The sequence below is a fragment of the Paraburkholderia sp. GAS33 genome (assembly GCF_050436645.1).
In the GTDB taxonomy this organism is placed as follows: Bacteria; Pseudomonadota; Gammaproteobacteria; order Burkholderiales; family Burkholderiaceae; genus Paraburkholderia; species Paraburkholderia phenazinium_B.
This window is the reverse complement of the sequence record NZ_JBNDMP010000001.1, coordinates 297,827-318,204: the sequence shown is the minus strand read 5'-3', so window position 1 is coordinate 318,204 and position 20,378 is coordinate 297,827. Positions and strand designations below refer to the sequence as shown.

The 20,378-nt window shown below is 60.7% G+C and carries 21 protein-coding genes; 7 read left to right on the top strand and 14 right to left on the bottom strand.

Features of this window, described 5'->3' with window-relative positions; genetic code table 11:
* Positions 1 to 239: 239 nt before the first annotated feature.
* A complete protein-coding gene (locus P3T24_RS01470) occupies positions 240 to 1,232 on the bottom strand; it encodes an alpha/beta fold hydrolase (RefSeq protein ID WP_429431763.1) in 993 nt (330 codons plus the stop codon).
* Between the two features lie 261 nt (positions 1,233 to 1,493).
* Between P3T24_RS01470 and P3T24_RS01465 the strand changes: the two genes are divergently transcribed.
* On the top strand, positions 1,494 to 2,543 hold the full coding sequence (locus P3T24_RS01465; RefSeq protein WP_429433214.1) for an NADP-dependent oxidoreductase: 1,050 nt from the start codon (positions 1,494 to 1,496) through the stop codon (positions 2,541 to 2,543).
* 75 nt (positions 2,544 to 2,618) lie between these two features.
* Here the strand turns inward: P3T24_RS01465 and P3T24_RS01460 are convergent, their stop codons facing one another.
* From P3T24_RS01460 to P3T24_RS01450, 3 genes are all read right to left on the bottom strand, one after another.
* A complete protein-coding gene (locus P3T24_RS01460; protein ID WP_429285940.1) occupies positions 2,619 to 3,395 on the bottom strand; it encodes an alpha/beta fold hydrolase in 777 nt (258 codons plus the stop codon).
* Positions 3,392 to 4,426, bottom strand: coding sequence for a M14 family zinc carboxypeptidase (locus P3T24_RS01455; RefSeq protein WP_074269040.1), 1,035 nt, complete (start codon positions 4,424 to 4,426; stop codon positions 3,392 to 3,394). Before P3T24_RS01455 ends, P3T24_RS01460 begins: the two co-directional genes overlap by 4 nt.
* Positions 4,427 to 4,525: 99 nt before the next feature.
* Positions 4,526 to 5,122 (bottom strand): TetR family transcriptional regulator, encoded by a 597-nt coding sequence (locus tag P3T24_RS01450; protein ID WP_429285941.1) that lies wholly within the window; start codon positions 5,120 to 5,122, stop codon positions 4,526 to 4,528.
* 290 nt (positions 5,123 to 5,412) lie between these two features.
* On the opposite strand from P3T24_RS01450, the gene P3T24_RS01445 reads away from it, so the two are divergent.
* From P3T24_RS01445 to P3T24_RS01435, 3 genes are all read left to right on the top strand, one after another.
* Positions 5,413 to 6,075: a DUF3313 domain-containing protein gene (locus P3T24_RS01445; RefSeq protein ID WP_429431760.1), complete on the top strand. Its 663-nt coding sequence runs from the start codon at positions 5,413 to 5,415 to the stop codon at positions 6,073 to 6,075.
* Between the two features lie 129 nt (positions 6,076 to 6,204).
* Positions 6,205 to 6,399, top strand: a complete 195-nt coding sequence (locus P3T24_RS01440; protein WP_074269043.1) for a hypothetical protein — start codon at positions 6,205 to 6,207, stop codon at positions 6,397 to 6,399.
* Positions 6,399 to 7,958 (top strand): intermembrane transport protein PqiB, encoded by a 1,560-nt coding sequence (locus P3T24_RS01435; protein WP_429431757.1) that lies wholly within the window; start codon positions 6,399 to 6,401, stop codon positions 7,956 to 7,958. Before P3T24_RS01440 ends, P3T24_RS01435 begins: the two co-directional genes overlap by 1 nt.
* Before the next feature lie 34 nt (positions 7,959 to 7,992).
* Here P3T24_RS01435 and P3T24_RS01430 read toward each other — a convergent pair whose 3' ends face one another.
* From P3T24_RS01430 to P3T24_RS01400, 7 genes are all read right to left on the bottom strand, one after another.
* Complete coding sequence (locus P3T24_RS01430; protein ID WP_429431754.1) at positions 7,993 to 8,613, bottom strand: ANTAR domain-containing response regulator; 621 nt, start codon at positions 8,611 to 8,613, stop codon at positions 7,993 to 7,995.
* On the bottom strand, positions 8,610 to 9,785 hold the full coding sequence (locus P3T24_RS01425) for a transporter substrate-binding domain-containing protein (protein WP_429431751.1): 1,176 nt from the start codon (positions 9,783 to 9,785) through the stop codon (positions 8,610 to 8,612). The genes P3T24_RS01430 and P3T24_RS01425 overlap by 4 nt, the downstream gene beginning before the upstream one ends.
* 83 nt (positions 9,786 to 9,868) lie before the next feature.
* Positions 9,869 to 10,576: an ABC transporter ATP-binding protein gene (locus tag P3T24_RS01420; RefSeq protein ID WP_074269047.1), complete on the bottom strand. Its 708-nt coding sequence runs from the start codon at positions 10,574 to 10,576 to the stop codon at positions 9,869 to 9,871.
* Positions 10,573 to 12,435, bottom strand: coding sequence for an ABC transporter permease subunit (locus P3T24_RS01415; protein ID WP_429431747.1), 1,863 nt, complete (start codon positions 12,433 to 12,435; stop codon positions 10,573 to 10,575). The genes P3T24_RS01420 and P3T24_RS01415 overlap by 4 nt, the downstream gene beginning before the upstream one ends.
* On the bottom strand, positions 12,428 to 13,261 hold the full coding sequence (locus P3T24_RS01410; RefSeq protein WP_429431744.1) for a branched-chain amino acid ABC transporter permease: 834 nt from the start codon (positions 13,259 to 13,261) through the stop codon (positions 12,428 to 12,430). The genes P3T24_RS01415 and P3T24_RS01410 overlap by 8 nt, the downstream gene beginning before the upstream one ends.
* Before the next feature lie 29 nt (positions 13,262 to 13,290).
* Positions 13,291 to 14,460 (bottom strand): substrate-binding protein, encoded by a 1,170-nt coding sequence (locus tag P3T24_RS01405; RefSeq protein WP_429431741.1) that lies wholly within the window; start codon positions 14,458 to 14,460, stop codon positions 13,291 to 13,293.
* 79 nt (positions 14,461 to 14,539) lie between these two features.
* Positions 14,540 to 15,427 carry a nitrilase family protein gene (locus P3T24_RS01400; protein ID WP_429433212.1) on the bottom strand — a complete coding sequence of 296 codons (888 nt, stop codon included), beginning with the start codon at positions 15,425 to 15,427 and terminating at the stop codon, positions 14,540 to 14,542.
* Between the two features lie 324 nt (positions 15,428 to 15,751).
* On the opposite strand from P3T24_RS01400, the gene P3T24_RS01395 reads away from it, so the two are divergent.
* Genes P3T24_RS01395 through P3T24_RS01385 form a run of 3 tightly spaced genes read left to right on the top strand, consistent with a single transcriptional unit; the run spans position 15,752 to position 17,818 of the window.
* Positions 15,752 to 16,777, top strand: coding sequence for a succinylglutamate desuccinylase/aspartoacylase family protein (locus P3T24_RS01395; RefSeq protein ID WP_429431739.1), 1,026 nt, complete (start codon positions 15,752 to 15,754; stop codon positions 16,775 to 16,777).
* Between the two features lie 14 nt (positions 16,778 to 16,791).
* Entirely contained in the window at positions 16,792 to 16,950 is a 159-nt protein-coding gene (locus P3T24_RS01390) for a hypothetical protein (RefSeq protein ID WP_429431736.1), read from the top strand.
* Positions 16,943 to 17,818, top strand: coding sequence for an MBL fold metallo-hydrolase (locus P3T24_RS01385; protein WP_429431733.1), 876 nt, complete (start codon positions 16,943 to 16,945; stop codon positions 17,816 to 17,818). Before P3T24_RS01390 ends, P3T24_RS01385 begins: the two co-directional genes overlap by 8 nt.
* Positions 17,819 to 17,827: 9 nt before the next feature.
* On the opposite strand, the gene P3T24_RS01380 is transcribed toward P3T24_RS01385, so the two are convergent.
* The 3 genes from P3T24_RS01380 to P3T24_RS01370 all read right to left on the bottom strand — a co-directional run bounded on the left by P3T24_RS01380 (position 17,828) and on the right by P3T24_RS01370 (position 20,304).
* Positions 17,828 to 18,730 (bottom strand): LysR family transcriptional regulator, encoded by a 903-nt coding sequence (locus tag P3T24_RS01380; RefSeq protein WP_429431730.1) that lies wholly within the window; start codon positions 18,728 to 18,730, stop codon positions 17,828 to 17,830.
* A gap of 249 nt (positions 18,731 to 18,979) precedes the next feature.
* Positions 18,980 to 19,324, bottom strand: a complete 345-nt coding sequence (locus tag P3T24_RS01375; protein WP_074269056.1) for a cupredoxin domain-containing protein — start codon at positions 19,322 to 19,324, stop codon at positions 18,980 to 18,982.
* 35 nt (positions 19,325 to 19,359) lie between these two features.
* Positions 19,360 to 20,304: a metallophosphoesterase family protein gene (locus P3T24_RS01370; RefSeq protein WP_074269057.1), complete on the bottom strand. Its 945-nt coding sequence runs from the start codon at positions 20,302 to 20,304 to the stop codon at positions 19,360 to 19,362.
* Positions 20,305 to 20,378: the final 74 nt, after the last annotated feature.

The following is a 20,378-nucleotide window of genomic DNA, read 5'->3' as shown; positions in this document are numbered from 1 at the left end:
GCGAAGCTATTCCTCAGACAGATTAGCATGGCCGCCCAAAGCGCGAGCACACCTGATATGTCGACAAAAGCATACCGGCTTAACGGACGCACGGAGCGGCAAATACAGGTCAAGTACAAGGAAGATCGTTGAGTCCAGGCACGGGCACGCCGTCGCCTCGAACTGCGCCCATACCTCCGGTTGTGCCGTGAGGGTTACGGGCCGACGCTCGAAGCCGCTCAGTCCTGCGGGCAGGTCCATCAGTCCGCGTGGGATTGCCCTGCCCGCTCTGCCGCGAGAAATTCCAGTATCGCCTCACTCACCTGCGCCGGCCGTTCCTGCTGGATCCAGTGCCCTGCGCCCGGGATTACGAGCTTCTTCCGAAGACGGGGGACATTGAGTTCCAGTTGTTCGAAATCTTTCGCAGCCATCTTCAGCACGCCATCAAGCTCCCCTGCGATGAACAACGTAGGCTGCGAGATTCGCGCGCCGTCGAGAAACCCGGTCAGTTCCCAGTTCCGGTCGATGTTGCGATACCAGTTGATCGGCCCGCGAAAACCGCTGCGCTCGAACTCCGCCACGAAGAATTTCAGCGCGGCTTCGGGCAGCCATGACGGCAGATCATCGGGCAGCGTCAGATTGTCGACCAGCCGTGTGGTCTTGTCGAAGGCCGCGAAATTGACCGACGGCGCTGCCCTGACGCCATCTCCGGATGCCGTATAGAGAATGCCGAGCAACGCGCGGCCAATGTCTTCCTCGAGTTCCCGCTCGATGCGCCCCGGCTGTTGAAAGTACTCCTGATAGAAGTGGCGCTCCTGCGTGATCTGCTGGAAGTGCAACGCCGGACGCCTGGCCCGCCGCGGCATATACGGCACGCTCAGCAGCCCGAGCGTGTGGAACCGGTCGGGCCGCAGCAACGCCGCATGGGCGGCAACGGCCGCGCCCCAGTCGTGCCCGATCAGCACGGCCGGCTCGTCGCCGAGCGCGTTGACAAGACCGACGAGATCGCCGGCCAGATGCAGGATGTCGTACGCTTCGACCGCTTCGGGCGCCTCGGTCTGCCCGTAGCCGCGCTGATCCGGCGCCACCACGCGGTAGCCGGCGGAAGCGAGCGCGTCGATCTGCCAGCGCCACGAGTACCACGACTCCGGCCAGCCGTGACAGAGCAGCACCAGCGGACCCCCGCCCTTTTCGACGTAGTGCATCCTGATACCGTTGACATGGGCGAATCGCTGCTGCAGACCCTCGATCATCGGGTAGCCCTCATTGAAGCCGCTTTGCGGCCAGGTGAAGATAGCAGGTCGCCGGCTGCAAGATCCCGGTCACCTGTCCACCCCGGTATGATGCGTATGATTGAAAAATTAGCTACCGACCTTAGCAACGGACCTCGCGGCTGTGAACCGGGGATTTACCCGGGCGGTCCAGAAATCACCCAGCCGGTGGCCGAATCGCCCCTTTCCCCACGCGAGCGCGGCTGGAAAATAGCCGGCACCCGGCGATCACAAGGAATCAATATGAGCACCGTCAACCACCAGATCCGTCTCGCCTCGCGACCGGCCGGCCTGCCGACAGCGGAGAACTGGCGCTTCACCGAAGAGGCCGTGCCCGCTGACAGCGAACTGGCCGACGGCCAGCTGCTCGTCAAAACACTCGCGCTGTCGCTCGATCCGGCGATGCGCGGCTGGATGAACGAGGGCAAGAGCTACATCGCGCCGGTCGGCATCGGCGAAGTGATGCGTGCCGGCGGTATCGGCACCGTCGTCGCATCGAAACATCCGGCGTACGCAGCCGGCGACCAGGTGAGCGCGGTGCTCGGCGTGCAGGAATTCGCGCGCATCGACGGCGCGCACGCGCAACGCTTCGGCCTTTTCAAAATCGATCCGCGGCTCGGTTCCCCCACGCAGTGGTTGAACGTGCTCGGCATGCCCGGGATGACTGCATATTTCGGACTGCTCGATGTCGGCGAGCCGAAGGCGGGCCAAACCGTCGTCGTCTCCGGCGCGGCCGGCGCAGTCGGGCAAACGGTTGGCCAGCTCGCGAAAATCAAGGGCTGCCGGGTGGTGGGCATCGCCGGTGGCGCGGCCAAATGCGAATGGGTCGTGCGCGAACTCGGCTTCGATGCGTGCATCGACTACAAGGCGTCTCCGTCCTCGGTGCGCGACGGGCTGAAGCAGCATTGCCCGGACGGCGTGCACGTCTATTTCGACAACGTGGGCGGCGACATTCTCGACACCGTGCTGACACGGCTGGCACGCGGTGCGCGCATTATCATCTGCGGCGCCATCAGCCAGTACAACAATCCGGGCAGCACGCCCGCCTCCGGACCGAAGAACTACCTGTCGCTACTGGTCAACCGGGCGCGTATGGAGGGGATCGTCGTGTTCGACTATGCATCCCGCTATCCGGAGGCCATCGCCGAACTGGCGGGCTACCTGGCTGACGGCCGCATGCAGTCGAAGGAGGACGTCGTGACAGGCGGTGTCGCCGCGTTCCCCAAAGCGCTGCTGAAGCTCTTCTCAGGGGAAAATTTCGGCAAGCTGGTATTGAACGTGGCTGACCGGTAACGCTAGCGCGTAGAGGCCGCAGCGCGGCAAACAAGCGGCATGGCGCTTTCATCTTCGCCATGCTGACTGCCGTCTTCAGAATCTCTTCCCCGTCGCGTCCACGATCTCCGGCAACCAGGCGCCGACCGTCTCGCTGGTCCACACCGGATCGTCGTGCGGCAGATCGTGGCCCGCCCACGGATGCTGGATATGCGCCGCACCCCACGCTGCCGCCAGCTTCGCCGAACACACCGGATTCACCAGCCGGTCCTGCGCCGACGACAGGATCAGGGTCGCGCAGCGCGGCACCGCATCGCCGGCGCTGAAGCGGGCCGCGGCCCATAACTGGCGCAGCGCATTGCCCCGGCTCACCGGCGCGCTCTCGCGGATCGCGGCCCACGCGGCAAGATCGTCCGCCAGCGCCTGCGAATCGTTGCATGTCAGCCGATGGATAATCGCCTCGGCCTCACGGGCGTCGCGCCATCCGGCCGCGACGCGCAGCAAACGAGGCCACGCCTGGGGGCGCAGACGCTCGGTCATGCTGCTAAAAGGCCGCATGCTCGTGTTGACCAGCACGAGCCGGTCGATCTCCTCAGGATAGTGCTGCGCCCATGCCGTCGCCACCATCCCGCCCAGCGACATCGCCAGCACGCGATACGGACCGGGCACGCTGCTCTGCAATACCGCCTGCCGCACGAACTCAATCATCGAGGGCACCTGGGCCGGCGCACGTAGATCGACAAGTGCGCCGTTGCCCGGCAGATCGAGCTGCAGCAAGCTATCGGTCTTGACGGCGTCACGCAGGATGGCCGGAAAGCGGCCCCAGTGACGCGTCTCACGCGTGAGCCCACGCAGCAGGATCCACGTACTCATTCACCCGCCGTCCGATACCAATGCTGAATCGCATTGTGCAGAAGCTGCTGGCGCCCGTTGCCCTGCGGCAGCCAGCGATGCCATGCAAAGGCGGCACGGGTCAGGAAGTCCAGCAGGTTCGCGTGACGCCGCAGGACACGCGCGGTGCGATGCGCCTTCACCGGATTGAACATGCCTTGCCGCGAAAACAGTTGACGCGGATTCTTCTTGATCCACAGCCATGAGCCGAGTTCGAGCGTCATTGGCAGAAATACGCTCTCTGACGGCGCGCGGTCGTATGCGTAGTCCCATAGATCGCCGTGCAGCAGATATTGATGGCTCTGCGGCTCGAACGCGTAGCCGTGATGCGGATGGGCACGCTCGAACATCGTCTTGAGCGCGTACATTTCCGGCAGATGCGGCATCAGTTTGCGGGTACGCGCATACGGAAACCAGATGCTGTCGCGCCAGCCGTAACCCGAATGACAATCGAGCGCGAAGCTAAGCGGACGCGAGGTCAGTTCGCTGTCGACCAGCTTGAGCAGCGCGGCGGCTTCGACTTCCATGGGTGCCCCGCGACGTCCGCGATACCACGGCAACCAGGCACCGAGACGCTGGCCACCCGCGAGCAGCGGCACGCGTTCATCGGCATCTTGCGGCGCGTTGCGCATCAGGTCGACGCCATTCGGATTGGCGCGCGTGGCTGCCCACATACCGCCCGGATTGCAGATGGGCATAAAGATCAGACGAACCGATTGCAACTGCCGCACCAGCAGTTCGTCCCATTCGAGACGTGAGAGCAGCGAGCGCATGTAGTCGAGTACGAGTTGCGTACCGATGCGCTCTAATCCGTGGATGCCGCCGAAGAATCCGATGGCCGGGGCTTGCGGATCGCTTGAGCCGATGCTTGCGGTCAGGACGGGGAAGGTCCTGCCATGGACGCGCGCCTCGCAAACCGTGCGGATGTCGAAGCTTGCGCTGCCGGCGTCGAGGATCGTCTTGAGATCCTCGTATTCCGCGAAGCTGTCGGGTAGGAAACTGAGAGCCTGCATGGCGACGCCGGTGTGGTTTGCAAGGTTATTGGAGATGGCATGCGCTTTGTTTCTTTCTTCGTTTTAGCAATATAGCTGAAGGACGGCTTAGCGCGGGATTCACCTGCCGCCCTTCTTCCTCCCCTTAGGCGCCGCCGGCAAACCCTTCCACCGATCCTCGTCCAGCAACCTCTCAAACAACCCATCTCTGGTGGAATCACTCAACGGCGAAAGCCCCAACAACGAATGAAATGCGATCCCGCTAGCAGCAAAATACCGCAACAACGCCAAATCCGGATCACTCGCCTCCGCATGCAGCGTCTTCATTTTCACTTCATCGCTCGTCTTGCTCTCTTCAAGCAAATTCGGACTCTCGATAAGCGCCGCCAGAACCGCCCGTGCCACCGAATGCGGCTGCTTCACCGCCGCCCGGTAAATCGCAATCTGCGCCGCCAGCGTCGGTTCGGCCTTGGCCGCGCCCTCGCTCGCCATATAGTCTCGCGCAATCTGCTCGAACTGAAGCCGCTGATGCTCCAGCAATGCGCTGAGCACCCCCTGCTTCGTACGGAACTGATGCAGCAATCCACCTTTGCTGATACCACTTTCGCGTGACAACGAATCGAATGTCAGTCCGCCCACGCCATCACGGCTAAGAATGGTCAGCGCGGCTTCAATCGCTTTCTTGCGGGAAATCTCCGAACGGGTCTGGTTGTCCATTTTCAAATCTGATGGCGTCGCGACGATTCGGCATGCCCCTAAGGCCGCCGCGTCACGAACAGGTCTGGCAAGTAATCCGGTGCAGTAACTCAATCTCAGTGAGCCGTCCCGCGGGGCCCCGCCCAGCAGGGGCTCGTGCGAGCGGTGGAATTGTACGCTCTCAGTTACACCCTAAACAAACCGGATAGACGGTTTACATTTAATAAAGGCGATGGTACTCTGCGGCCACATCGGCTCTCGCCCCAACCAAACGCCAGTCGGCGCCCAACCTGCCTTTTCAGGAACACAGCATGTTCAAGCACAAATTCGTCCCGCTTCTTTTCACTGTCACAGCGGCGCTGACTCTCGCGGCATGCGCCAGCGTGCAGCCGGTCGCCTACAACGGCATCGCCTCTTCGTCACAATTGCAGCGCAACCGGGATGACGATTCGGTCAAGATTCCCTACCGGTACACATCCCCGGTGACCTGGTCGCGCTACACGCAAGTAATGCTCGATCCTGTCATCGTGTATCAAGGCAGCGATAACCAGTTTGGCGACATTAAAGACGCCGACAAGACAACGCTCGCCGACTACATGGCAAAGACATTCGCGGAGAAACTGACCAGGCGATTCGAGGCCGCGAATCAGGCCAGCCCTCACACCCTGCGGGTCAAGCTGACGCTGACCGGCGCCGAAAAAACGACGTTGCTCGTCGGACAGGCCATGCATTTCGACCTTGCAGGCAATCTCTATAACGGAGTGCAGGCAGTCCGCGGTGGTCAAGGCGCATTCAGTGGTTCGGTTTCCTACGCAGTTGAAGTCTATGACAGCGAAAGCGGTCATCTGCTGAAAGCATACGTTTCGAAGCAGTATCCAAACGCCATGAATCTGCCGGCAGCCTTCGGTTCGCTCGGTGCGGCAAAAACCGGTCTCGACAAGGGTGCTGATGCGCTGGTGGCGCAACTCAATTAACGGCTTGAAAGTCGCAAAAGCGAGCGTGGTGCGGCGGGCTCTCGACGCGCGCCCCCCGCCGGAAGTACGGGTCATCGGAACTCGCCGTAGTCGAAACCCGGTTGCGCCGCTCCTTTACGAGGCCCGTGCATGCGCGCATTTGCCAATGCTGTTGTGTCACTAGCACCTCCGCCCTTGATGGTCGCGATCGTGTTCTCGATCGCGTACCTGGTGGTAGGCATTCCGGTTCATTTCACCCGCGGCGTAGCTTCCAGAGACGTGTTAGGCACGTTGGCCGGGATCTTCGCGTCACTCGTCTATATCACGCTGGTTGTTGGCTTCTGATGCGAAGTCGCCCGTTACCTTCGGCCGTGTGGCTCGCCCCGCTTGCTGCTGCTTTGCTTTGTCTGGCGCTCCTTGTTCCTCGGCTCATGCAACAGGGTCCCGAGGTCGACGTCAGCTTCCTCACCGCCGAAGGGCTCGAGGTTGGCAAAACCCGTGTGCGTTACAGGGATGTCGAAATAGGCAAACTGACGGGACTGCAACTCTCAAACGACCGCACACATGTGCTCGCAGCCGTGCAGCTTGGCGCCTCAGCCCATCGGTTCGCAACTTGCGGCACTCGCTTCTGGGTCGTCCGTCCGCGGATAGACACAGGCGGTATTTCCGGGCTTGCGACGGTTATCTCGGGTCCTTATATCGCCGCCGATGTTGGCAGTTCTTCAAGACGATGCAAAGAATTCGCCGGTCTGGAAACACCCCCTTTACTGACTAGCGGCCAGGACGGCCGGAGATTCGTTCTGCATACCGAATCACTTGGATCGCTCAATGTGGGCGCGCCAGTGTATTTCCGGCACGTACAGGTTGGACAGGTGATCGGCTACGCTCTAGCCGGAGACGGCGCCCAGGTCGACATCGATGTCTTCGTGAAAACGCCATACGATCGATACGTTACTGCCGCCACGCAATGGTGGCATGCGAGCGGAATCGACTTGCGCCTCGATTCCAACGGTTTGAAACTCGACACCCAGTCGGTGGCGACGATCCTCTCAGGAGGCGTCGTTTTCGATTTGCCCCGATCACAGGTTGCCCAGCCGCAATCTGCTGATGGCACCGCATTTGATCTTGCTGCCAACCGCGAGGACGCGATGCATCGTGCCGACGATGGACCGGCCGCAGCCGTGAGTCTGCGGTTCACGCAATCGGTGCGCGGACTGTCGGTCGGCGCACCGGTCGACTTTCACGGCGTCGAGCTGGGCCGGGTGAGCGCGATCGACGTCGACTTCAACCGGTCGCGTGATAGCTTCGACATGGTGGTAGCACTCAATCTGTACCCCTACCGGCTCGGCCAACGCTACCGGGAAGCGATCGGAAAGGGCGATAGCGAAGCCGGCAGGGCGCTGCTGCGTCAAATGGTTGCCCGAGGTCTGCGTGGACAATTGCGCATGGGGAGCGTCCTGACCGGCCAGCGCTATGTGGCGTTAGACTTTTTCCCGCATGTATCGGCTGCCAGCATCGACACCCGGCGCAGCCCGGTCGAACTCCCCACCGTACCCAGTACGCTCGACGAGCTTCAGGACCAGCTCGCCAGCATAGTGAGCAAGCTGGACCGCGTGCCCTTCGATCAGCTTGGCAACAATCTGAACAAGGCGCTCGTGAACGCGAATACCCTGTTTCAGCAGGTCAACACGGAACTGATCCCGCAGGCTCGCACCACGCTCACGGCAGCCACGCAGTCGTTCAATGCGGCCAATGCCACGCTGCAGCAGGACTCTCCAATGCAGTCCGACGTTCACGAGGCGTTGACCGAATTGCGCCGCACGCTTGTCTCGCTCAATGCCCTCTCCGATTATCTAGAGCGTCATCCGGAAGCGATCGTCTGGGGGAAGTCCGACGGACATTGAGGTAGGTGGGGCTTGAATGGCGAACGACGCCAGCTCAAAACGCCGTTCCCTTCCCCAGCCCAAGCTTCTCCATCGCCTCATGCGCATCGATCACCATCGTGGCGATCTCCCCTACCGTCACCCTGAGTCCCGTCGCCCGCGAACGCATATGCTCGTACGCCTCGCTTTCGCTTAACCGGTGCGCCTCCATCAGAATGCGAATCGCGCGTTCGATATGGCGTCGCGCCTTGATAGCCTCTTCAAGCTTGCTGATCTTGTTGTGCAACCGCTGCTGGTAACCGGACGCTGCGCGCGCAAGCACCAGCGTACTGAGAATACCGGTGGAGCGGTACGGTTTGGTGATCACGCCATGTGCCTGCGTATCCAGCAGCATCTTTAGTGCGGTGGGATTCTCGTAGTCGGACAACGCAATTAGCGTCGCCTCGGTATCGGCCGCGCACCAGTTTCCTGCACTTCGCGTCTCAGGGCCGACGAGAAAAAATATCGCGTCGACATCCGCAGGAAGTTGAAACGGAAACGGCCATAGCACGCGAACAGGGCAACCGATCCGCCGCAACTGCTCCTCGAGAACGCTACGATCGTCGCCGGGCGGGTGAATCACGAGGACGCGCAACGTGCGCAAATCGTCAAATAGCCGACGAGCCCCCGTGCTCATGCCCGTTCTCCGTCGAGCCAGAATTCGGCAAAGCCGTACGACGTCAGATAGGGATCCGGCTTGATCGGGCCGCGCCCTTCCCAGACAATGTCGAACGAGCCGTCCGGCCGGCACACCGCAATGCGCGGAGTCAGGATGGCGTGGTTGTTCTCCGGATCGATTTTCAGCACACCCTCAGGCGAATCGAATTCGACCTCGTGAATCGCCTCCACCAGTCTTGCAGTGTCGAGGCTTCGGGTGCGAGCCAACGCCAGCGCAAAGAGATGAACCTGGTTGTACGCCATCTCCGACCACAAGCTGGCCGGTTGATCTCCGAAACGCGCATGCCACAAATTCAGGAAACGCCTGTTGCCTGCATAGTTGAGCGTGTTGACATAGCTCGCGGAGATGATGTGACTGCCGCACAGTTCAGGGCCGATCATCCGCGTTTCGCCTTCCGCCATTGTCAGGCTGGCGATCGGAATCTGCGCCGGATCGATACCGTGCTCGCGGTACAACTGATAAAAATTCCGCGCACCGCGGCCGATCACGGTGGAGAACACCACGTCGGGTCCGACCGCCTTGATCTGTTGCACGACCTCTTTCAGCGCCGCCGGATCTGCGTCGCTAGGTAGATAGATTTCCTCAACGATTTCACCGCCGTGCTGCTCGACCATGTCCCGCATGATCCGGTTCGACTCGCGGGGATAGACGTAGTCGGTGCCCACCAGGAAGAAGCGGCGGCCGTGATTGCGCAGCAGATAGGCGGCTAGCTGCATGCTGTTCTGGTTCGGCACGGCGCCGGTATAGATCACATTCGGCGAATACTCGAAGCCTTCGTAGATGGAGCAATACCACAGCAGCGCATTGTTGCGCTCGATTACCGGCAGCACCGCCTTTCGGCTCGACGACGTCGAACAGCCGAAAATCACCGTGACGTCGTCCTCCTGCAGCATCCGGGTGGCCAGCCGGCGATATTCATCCGGATCGCTCTTTGGGTCGTACACGACAGGGTCCAGCAGGCGCCCGTCGACGCCGCCTGCGGCGTTGACCTCTTCGATCGCCAATGCGGTGCCGAAGAAATGTTCCGATTCCGTCGCAGCGGTAACGCCCGTGCGGGAATACAGCACGCCGATGCGCCAACCAGCGTCGGCCGATGGCGAGGCGTCTGGGTGTCGCGAGTTCGTCGGCATTCGGTTCCTCCTTGTATTACTTTAGCCGGTCGAGCAGCGGTTTGCTTCCATAGCACTCATGATGCCTCAGAAAATGTGCCGTGTCAGACGCGCAGGTGTTCGAAGATCGATGCCGCCGCGGTCTCATCCTTCGCGTTTCCGTCGTCGATGATTTCGCCTTGCTTCAGAACCGCATAGCGGTCGGCGACTTTCAATGCGAAAGGCACGTTCTGCTCGATCAGCAGCAGCGTCGTGCCGTGCTGCCTGCGTTCCCATAGCAACGCGTCGGCCAGGCGGTCGATCACAGTCGGCTGCAGCCCTTCTGTGATTTCATCGAGAAGAATGATCGACGGGCGCATCATGAGTGCGCGGGCAACCAGCAACATTTTCTGTTCGCCGCCGGAAAGTGTGCCCGCGAACTGCTTCAGCCGGCTCGTGAACACCGGGAAAACCGGTTCGATCTGCGCAAATCGCTCCTCGAACACCGATGCCTTCTCAAGCCCGATGCGCAGGTTGTCACGAATGCTGAGATCCTGAAACAAGGCGTGTTCCTGCGGCGCGTAGGCGATGCCTGCGCGTGCAATCCGATGGGGCGCCATGCGGGTGATGTCTTGCCCGCGTACGCTGATTGCGCCCGTCTTCTTCGGCAGATAGCCCATGATCGTCTTGAGCAGCGTGGTCTTGCCCATGCCGTTCTTGCCGAGCAGCGCGAGAGCCTCGCCATTGGCGACGGTCATCGATAGATTGCGAAGTACCACTGAGCTCCGGTATCCACTTGTCACGTCCCGGAGTTCCAGCGCGTTCTGGCTCATGACGCCTCCCCGTGCATACTATCGCTGACCGGTCCCGTACCCTGCGCCGTCCCGGCATAGATTGTCTTGACCAGTTCCGAGTTGACCACCTCGTCGAAGGAGCCTTGCATCACAATGCGCCCTTGATGCAGGACGACGATGCGAGTGGCAACCTCTGCAACGAAGTCCAGGTCGTGCTCCACCAGCAGACAGCAAAGCTGATACCGGTGAGCCAATGCGGCCAGCACGTCGCCGATCTGCGTGCGCTCCGTCTTGGTCAACCCGGCGGTGGGCTCATCGAGCAGCACGATCCGTGGTTCCAACGCGAGCACCATTGCCAACTCCAGCGCCTGCTGTTCGCCGTGCGACAGATCCTTTGCGACCGCGCTCAACTTCCGGTCGAGTCCAGTGGTACGGACAACCTCGATCGCATACGGCGGTAAAGCGAGGGTCGCCGAGCGCCGGATGAGCGAAGGCCTTTCGACGATCGCGCTCGCGATCCTCAAACATTCCGCCACCGTCAGGCTCTCGAACACATTTGCGTTCTGGAACTTGCGTCCTAGTCCGAAATGCACGCACCGTTCCGGCGCCAGTTGCCGGATATCGTTGCCGCACAGCGCGACTGTCCCTGCAGAGCGTTCGGCACCGTCGCTCATGCAACGCATCAGCGTCGTCTTGCCGGCTCCGTTAGGACCAATGAGGCCGACCAGTTCACCCGCGTTAGCTTCAAGGTCAATGCCCTGCAGAACCTTGAGGCTGCCAAAGTGTTTGGCCACTCCGTTCAATTGCAGCATGGGTTCGGACGGCGCCTGCTGCCGCTCCGCTTTAACAGCGCGCTCGACGACCTCCGGTTCAGCAACGTTGTCAGCAAACCTAAGCAATGGTTTCAGAAGCGCTGGCACCAGCCCTTGCGGTAACAGTACGATCACCGCCACAAACGCGGCTCCGAGAATAAGTTGCCACGCAAATGGCATGCTGCTGCTCAGATACGCTGTGCCGACGTTGATCAGGAGAGCGCCGATGACCGGCCCCCAAAGCGTTCCCCTGCCGCCAAGCGCGACCCAGATGATCATCTGGGTACCCAGCACAAATCCGGTCAACTCCGGCGCGACGACCCCGCTAAAGGATCCATAACCAAAGCCTGCAAGACTGGCGATAATCGCGGCCACCACCAGCAGAGCGATCTTGAGCAGCGACGTATTGATCCCGAGGTACGAGCAGCGCGACTCGTTATCACGGATCGCTGCCAGCACGCGGCCGCCGTCGCTGCGCACGAATATCCAGGTCAGCGTTGCGACGCTCAGCAAGGCCGCTCCGGCGATCCAGTACCAGGCCGGCAACGAGAGATCGAAAGTCTCGTAGCCTGTGAGCCCGGAACTCGATCCCGTCCACTCGCCACCTGACAGCAGCAACTGGCTGAGTACGATCGGCAAGACCAGCGACATCACGGTAGCGAAAAACGGCGAAGCACCGCGATAGAACGAAAGCCAGCCCAGCACGAGCGCGACGGCCGCAGCCACGACGATAGCCGCCCCCAACGCCAGTACGACATAACCAATCGAGAAGCCACCGTGAGTAAAGACCAGCCCAGCCGCGTATGCGCCGAGACCGAAAAAAGCGGCCTGTCCGAACGTTAGATAACCCGTGTAGCCCCAGAGGATATCCACCGTGACGGCGGCTATCGAAAAGAAGAATGCCTGAATCAGGATGTTCAGCAAATACGTGCCGAACACGAACGGACCTACAGCCAGCAATAGAAGAGCGCACGCACCGCACAGAACGATGCCGCGCCCACGAGGTCGGCGCAGTTTAGCCGCAAGCGTCCCGGTCGACGCGGCGCTATTGTCCGGGTGATTGGCCGCCGCATCGAGCTTAACCATGGGAGAACCCCTTCGGACGAATGCGCAGCGTAAGCGCGGCCAGCACGGCAATCGTCAGGCCGCCCAGCACAGGACTGACAAACGTGCTGACGAGCACCTGACACGCTCCGAATACCAGGCACGTAATCAGCAGGCTAAGCATCGAGTACCCCGACACCATGACCAGCATGAAGGCGCTTACCAGCCAGACAAGTCCCATGTCGGGATCGACGCTCGACAGCGGCGTAATCAGCGTGCCGGCCAGCGAGCCCAAAGCGGCGCCGAGACTAAACGTGATAAAGCGGATGCGACCCGAGTGAATACCGAGCCCTCGTGCCAGATCCTCGTTCATGATGACTGCGCGGGTCTTGACGCCAAAGCGCGTGCCGGCAAGCAGGCCTGTCATCAGCGCGCACAGGACCAGAGCGACCGGAATCAGCAGGAGGCGATAGGCGGAATAGTCGGTGCCGGCAATCGAAATCGCCCCCTTCAAGGGCGTTTCCACAAACTGGACCTCGCGGCCAAAGGCCATCACGATCAGTTGCCCAATCACGATTCCGAGGCCCCATGTAGCGAGGATTGCGTCAAGCGGGCGTTTGTAGAGCGGGCGCACGATCACCCGCTCCACCAGCATCCCGACAGCGGTACCCACCACGATCGCCAACGGCACGCTGAGCCACGGGTTAAGCTTCAACTGCGTCACGACGTAGCTCGAGTACGCACCCATGGTCAGCAATGCCCCGTGGGCAAAGTTGACGATCTTCATCACGCCGAAAATCACCATTAAGCCCGCCGTGACGATGAACAGCACGGCGGCAGTCGTCAAAATATCCAATGCGAGGACCATTGTTTTCTCCAGTCACATCCGCCCGGCGTTCACTTGATGTTGGGACACTGTGCACCCGGATCTACATCAGGAAAGGATTGCAGGATCTTCACGGAACCGTCGGCCTGAATCTGTCCCAGGCGCATGGCAAGCGGTGTATGACGGCTCTTGTCCATCGTCACTGGGCCGCGGGGGCCGTCGAACGACACCTGATCCAGTGCCTTGATGACCTTTGAGGAATCGGTCGAACCGGCCTTCTCGACTGCGGCCTTGTAAAGGAAGAAGGCCTCGTATTGCGGTTCGGACAATTCGTTTGGAGTCTTGAGGTCTTTGCCGAAGCGCTTGTCCATGGCAGTGAGAAACGCCTTGTTGCCGGCGTTGTCGATACTCGTCAGATAGGACGCCGACATGTAAGTGCCCGTAGCGGCATCGCCCATGCTTTTCGCGGTCCCTTCGTCGATGGCGAGATTACCGTACGGCAATGTCAGCCCCGAACCCTTGATCTGCTTCGCCAGCGAGACGTTCGGCGCGCCGCCGGCCGTCGCGCTGATCAGCGCATCGGGATGCGCGGAGCGGATCTTCGAGAGTATCGGCGTCCAGTCCGTGCCGTCGATCGGCAGATACTCTTCGCCGACCACCTTGCCACCGTGCTGCTCGATGTACTTTTTGGTGAACTCCAGCATTCCCCGGCCGAACGCATAATCGTTACCGACCAGGTAAAACGCTTTGGCGCCCTTGTTCTTTACGAAGTAGTCGACGACCGGCGCCACCTGCTGTTCCGGCACCCAACCATTGACGTACATCCACGGGCTGCATGAGCGGCCTTCATAGAACGAGGTATAGATGAACGGCTTCTTGCCGCGCGCTACGATAGGTAACGCCGCATTGCGCGCCGCACTCGTTTCCATTGAGATGATTGCATCAACATTGTTCTGGAAAACCAGCGTGTCGTAGGCCTTCTGTGCGCCGACTGCGCCGGACGCGTCATCGGTAATCTCCAGTTGCACCTGGCGACCCAGGATACCGCCAGCGGCGTTAATCTGCTCGACCGCAAGCTGCGAGGACTGCACGACCGCGGGCGCTACCACGCTATTTGCGCCGGACAGTCCGACCGCAACCCCGATCTTGATGGGGTCGGCGGCCAGCACGTTCGTGCATGCGCCCGCTGCGGCGGTTGCCGCGATGATGCCAACCAGAAACTGCTTCTTGAACTGACTCATGGCGTTTCCTTCGTAGAGGTGGTCGTAGTGGTAGTGGTATTGCTGGTTTGGGACGAGCAGGTGTGCACGGTCCGATGTCTCACGCGCTTGAGGATGGCCAGCCTGTGCCAAGCATCGGGTCATAGACGTCGACCCGGCGATCGCGCAGGACGTGATTGGAGGCGCTAAGCGTGCGCTGGGCTCGCGTGCGCTTCAGATCAATTGCGGCGTAGAGCAGTTCTTCCTGGTCGCTGCTGGCCGGCCCCGCCAGAGGCCACCCATCGCCTCCGACAATCAGGCTCTGGCCGATGAAAGGCTGACCACGTTCGGTACCAATCCGGTTCGCGCAGGCAATCGCGAGACCGTTGCTATGCGCCGCCGCCATGGCGAGCATCGTCGCCATCGCGGGGCGGTCGTCTGGTTGTGCAGGCATCGGCACCCAGTTCGTCGGTACGCAGACGAGGTCCGCGCCTTGCGTGGCCGCGAGCCGGTATGTCTCGGGAAACCAGCCGTCGTAGCAGATCGCAATCGCGATTCTCCCCAACGGGGTATCGAAGACGGGAACGCCAAGGTCGCCCGGTTCGAAAAAGCGCTTTTCGTCGCCCCAGAGGTGCAGTTTGCGGTAGACGCCAATCGGCCCGGACGGCCCGGTGAAAATGGCCGAGTTGTACAGACGCTCACCTGCACGTTCGGCAATTCCGGCAACGATGTGAATGCCGAGTCGTTGCGCCGCTTCTGTAAAGATCTGGGTGGTCTCTCCGTTCGGCAACTCCTCGGCTAGCGAAAACGCCTCGTCCCGATCGGCAAAGACATAACCGCTATTTGCCAGTTCGGGCAACACCACAAGCGATGCGCCGCTCCTGGCTGCGGATTCGATATGACGAATCGAACGCGCCACGTTATCGCGCTTGGCGCCGACATGCGGCTCCATCTGAATGCATGCAATAACGAAGCCGTCCAAGCCACGTTCTGCGGGGGTTTGCTGCAATGTCACGAATCGGTCTCCCAAAGCAAAAAGCCCCCGAACCAGCGTTGGACGCAAGTTCGGGGGCTGCATAGCCTTTCATGTGTAGCACGGCAACGTTGCCGTGGAGCCGCCGGACAACACGACGGCTCAGTGGTAGCGAATTTAAGAAGTCAAATTCACGGTGTCAAGGGTTTTGATGATTTTTCGAAGACCGGGGACCGATGCCGCCGGGGCATCGCGCCAGCCAGTCATCGGCATTGGCATAAAGCCTCTCGATTTCCGATAGTAAGTACATTGCCGCGGCAACCGGACCTGCGCGGCAGGCAAACATTCAGGAGACGAACGATGGCAAACGACCGTTCCCGCATTTCAACGGACATCGATTTTGAGCAAGAGGGCTTTCAGACAGGCACGCTAGACGTGCCCCATTCCGTGGACCGATCCGGCTACGGACACATTCCCATCCCGATCGCTGTCCTCAAGCACGGCAACGGGCCCACTGCGTTGCTCACTGGCGGCAATCACGGCGACGAATACGAAGGCCCTATTGCGCTGATGAAACTGTTGCAGCGTCTGCCTTCGATGCAGATCAACGGCCGTCTTATCATCGTACCGGGCTTGAATTTCCCAGCGTTTCTCGCTGGACGACGGACCTCGCCAATCGATGGCGCCAACATGAACCGCATTTTCCCGGGCCGTCGCGACGGCTCCGTCACGGAGATGATCGCTCATTATGTGGATACCGAACTGTTTCCGCGCGCCGACTTCGTGTTCGACATTCATGCAGGCGGGGCCTCGTTCGATCACTTACCGACGTTACTCGTGGCGCCGCCTGCCGATGCCGAGCGGCGTCGCGAATACCGGCACATTGTCGACGCGTTTGCTGCGCCCCATGCAATGGTGATGGATCTGCTCGGCGAGGACCGCACCTATGGAGCTGCCATCGAGCGGCACGGCAAGCTGTTTCTGTGCGGCGAATTCGGTGGCTATGCGACGTTGAATCCGTCCGGCCTTGCGATCGTCGAAGAGGGTGTGCAGCGCGTGCTGGCGACGCTCGGTATCTGCCCGGACAACTCGCTGCCGCCGCCGCGTTACGACACCCGTTGGCTGCGCGTCGACGGCAAAAAGCATTACGTTTTTGCGGACACGCGCGGCATTTTCGAACCGGCATTCAAGCTCGGCGACCAGGTAAAGGCCGGCGACCTGGCCGGGCGCATCTTCGATCCGCACGCACCGTGGGCGGCCCCCGTCGAACTGAGGTTCGACACCGCGGGACTAGTCGTCATTGTCCGTTCGTTTGCGAGCGTCGAACCTGGCGACTGCGTCGCGCTCGTAGCAAGCGACGACGTTTCCGGCGGCCACACGCATTGACCACGGAGACGGCCATGTCCGCAATCCTTGTAGCCACTATCGCCGACGGGCGCAATGCATTGACTGGCGGCATGCAGGCGGGAATGCTGACGATTGTCGTCATCGCGCTCGCCGGTGCGTTTGCGATGCTCTGCAACCCTATTGAATCCCGCTCGGAGGCACGGCATGGATGAACCATCGAAGATCTACCGCGTTGGCGATGCGACGATTACCCGCGTCCTCGAGCAAAGACTTCCTTTCAAGACCCAAACGCTATTCGCCGATTTCGACCCTGCGGTGATCGAGGAGCATGGTACGTGGCTCAAAGACGGGCACATTGACGCTACGGCGGAACACTTCATTCTGAGCGTCAATACATGGGTAGTTCGGGTAGGCGGCAAAGTCATTCTGATCGACACGGCCAGCGGCAATCACAAAAACCGTCCGTTTAGCGCCCTCTTTCATCAACTGAATACGCCTTACCTCGAGCGGCTGGCGCGCGCTGGCGTCACACCCGATGAAGTCGATTTCGTACTTCTTACCCACTTGCATGTGGACCACGTCGGCTGGAACACTCGGCTCAATGATGGCCGCTGGGTACCGACCTTTCCGAACGCGCGCTACGTGTTCTCGAGCGCAGAGCGCCAACACTTCGACACGGCAGCTGGCGCAAGCCGGCGGATGGTTTTCGATGACAGCGTATTGCCGGTAATCGAGGCAGGCCTTGCAGAGGAGATTGGCCCGCAGGGTGGACAGTATCTGCCGGGCATCCGCTTTCATTCGACTCCAGGGCACAGCGCGGGACATATGTCGATCGAGCTTGAATCGGCAGGTGCGCACGCGCTCTTTAGCGGCGATGTATGGCATCACGCAATCCAGGTCTACCGACCCGCCTGGAGTTCGATGTTCTGCGCCGACAAGTCACGCGCGAACGCATCGCGCGAGTGGGTGTTGGAGCGGGCAGCCGACACGGGCGCTACGGTGTTCACCCCGCATTTTTCCGGCACATCGGCAGGTGAGGTTACGCACGCCGGCAGCGGCTTTACATGGCGTTTTTTATAGTCAACGGACCTAATCGCTTTCGCCAGCCTGCAGAGTCGCGTCAAACACGCGTAGCAGGCGCTGCAATGCAGCGTTCGGGTTCCTGTCGATATAGGCGAACGCCAGTGGCATCCGGATTGATAGATCGGTGAAGCGCAGAAACTGCGTGCGCGCCGGCGGACGCCCCAGATTCGCTGAATTGACAATTGCCGCGCCGATGCCTGCTGACACCAGCGAAAGAATCGCGGCTTCGGTCGGTACCTCCTGCACCACGTTCAACGTCAGATCAAGATCGTCGCAGGCACCGAGCAGTCTGTCGTAATACGAGGGATAGGTTTGTCGGGGAAAGCAGATCATCGGCCGACCGTTCAGGTCTCGTGCCGAGATTGCCTGGTTATCCGGAAGATTCCAGCTTCGGGGGACCGCGGCCACCACGTCATTGACGGCGAGCTGCACCAGCCGGAGTTCGCGAGGAAGCTCCCCATAGGAATAGATGAAGCCGCCGTCGAGCGTACCGGCGAGGATCTCGTCTACCTGCTCCGGCGTATTGAGCGGTGCTACATGGAGGCTCACCTCCGGTGCTTCGCGCTGAAAGCGATTAAACGCGTCCGGCACGAAACCGTCCCAGCTCGCATTCTCGACGACCCCAAGCCGCAAAGTGCCCCGCAATCCCGAAGCAACGAGTTTGACTGCACGCGCCGCCGATTCGAGGATGCCGAGCGACTTGCGAACTTCGGGTAAAAATAGCTCGCCCGCCGCCGTGAGCCGGACACCCTGCGGCGTCCGGTCGAATAGCCGAGCGCCCAGCAGTTCCTCCAGGTCGTGAATCTGACGGGTAATCGCCGGCTGCGTGATGTTGATACGCTCGGCGGCCATGCGGAAACTCTGGTTTTCAGCGACCGCCATAAAGTACTTCAGGTGTCGTAATTCCACTGTGCTTTCCCTGCTTTGCCCGGCTGGACTATTGGCTTGAGCGCCAGCATCCCTTACCGCAACGACGTTGGCGATCGAAACCCCGGCGGACCGCGCGATGTTTTCACCATCGCTCCCGGTTCCGCCGCATCTCTGTGTTATCGACGCTTTTTGACCAGTGCTGAAGGGTAAAGAGGGATTCTAAGGGAATATCCGATGTGGAAGGTTTGAAGCCGAGCCGCGGCGCGTCACAGCACCGCTGGCCCGTGCTTACTGAACAGTAATGGTCGCCTTCATGTTGGGGTGTATGCCGCAAAAGATCTGATACACCCCGGGCTTATCGAACTTGAACTGGTAGGTGTCGTTCTGATCGAGCGCGGCGGAGCGGAACAGCCCGGCATCGTTGACCACGGTGTGCGGTTCGCCGTCGAGATTTTTCCAGGTTACCGTCGTGCCGGTCTTGATGGTGAGCGCCATCGGCGAGAACATGAAGTTCTTGATCACCACGGCATTCGACTCCTCCGCTTGAGTGGCAGAAAATCCGGCGGACACAGCCAGTAGCAGGATCGCCCCGAGCAACACAGCCAGTGATACTTGAATAGTATTCCTTATCATGATTTCGTCCTTGATATCAGTATTGGTCGATGGGTTTAGACAAGCGTGGCGTCGTCGAGGCTAGCCTTGAGCGGATGATGCGTGATCTTGATGCTCGTCACGCCCAGCATGTGCGGAAGCTGATCACTCGCCACGGTCAAAGGCATGGGTCCGGGCCCCTCACCCGCGGTAGGTTGCGGGTAAGCTGTCGAGCGCGCGGTATGGAAAGTAATGTTCCCCTCCACCTTCGACACGATCTGGTGGATATGACCATTCAGCACTGTGACCGAGCCGAATCGCTTCAGATAACTCATGGCCTGCCCGGCATCACCGGTTCCCCAGCCCCACGGCTCATAGATCGTCCACAGCGGCATATGCGCGAACACGACGATCGGCGTGCTGGAAGAACGCCCCTTCAGGTCGTTTTCGAGCCAGGCAAGCTGGTCGTCCCCGAGTCCTCCCAGACCGTTCGGCTTGAAGTGCATCACGTTGACGAGAGCGATGAAATGCACGCCGTTATGGTCAAAGCTGTAATAGCCTTTGTTGTCGGAGGCCTGGCCAAAGCGCTTGAAGTATTCGGTGCCCGGTCCGTCCGTCACGTCATGCTCGCCGGGCACCGTATGCAACTCGGTGATATTCAGACCTGACATCAACTGGGCCGCGAGGTCGAACTGCTCCGGCTTCGAAAGATGCGTGATGTCGCCCGTGTGGATCGTCAGCGCCGGCTTGACCGGCATGGCATTGACGAATTCGATGGTCTGCTTGAGCGTGCCCGCTACGTCCGGATTGGCTTCCTTGTTGAAGCCGATATGCGTGTCGCTGATCTGCAGGAATAGCGGCACGCCGGAAACCGCTGAGGAATCCTTGGTACTGGCGGCAAGCGCGAGCTCAACGGGCGTCAGGATACCGCCAGCCAGTACAAACAGCGTACCCACGCCCCCGAAAGCCAGGCACTTCAATGCGCCACGGCGCGACGGATCGGATGGAAGATCTAATGACATGGTCACCTCACGATTAAAGTTCAGGAGACGAACCGCCGGATCATCCGACGGTCGTCCTGACTGGATTCAATGAG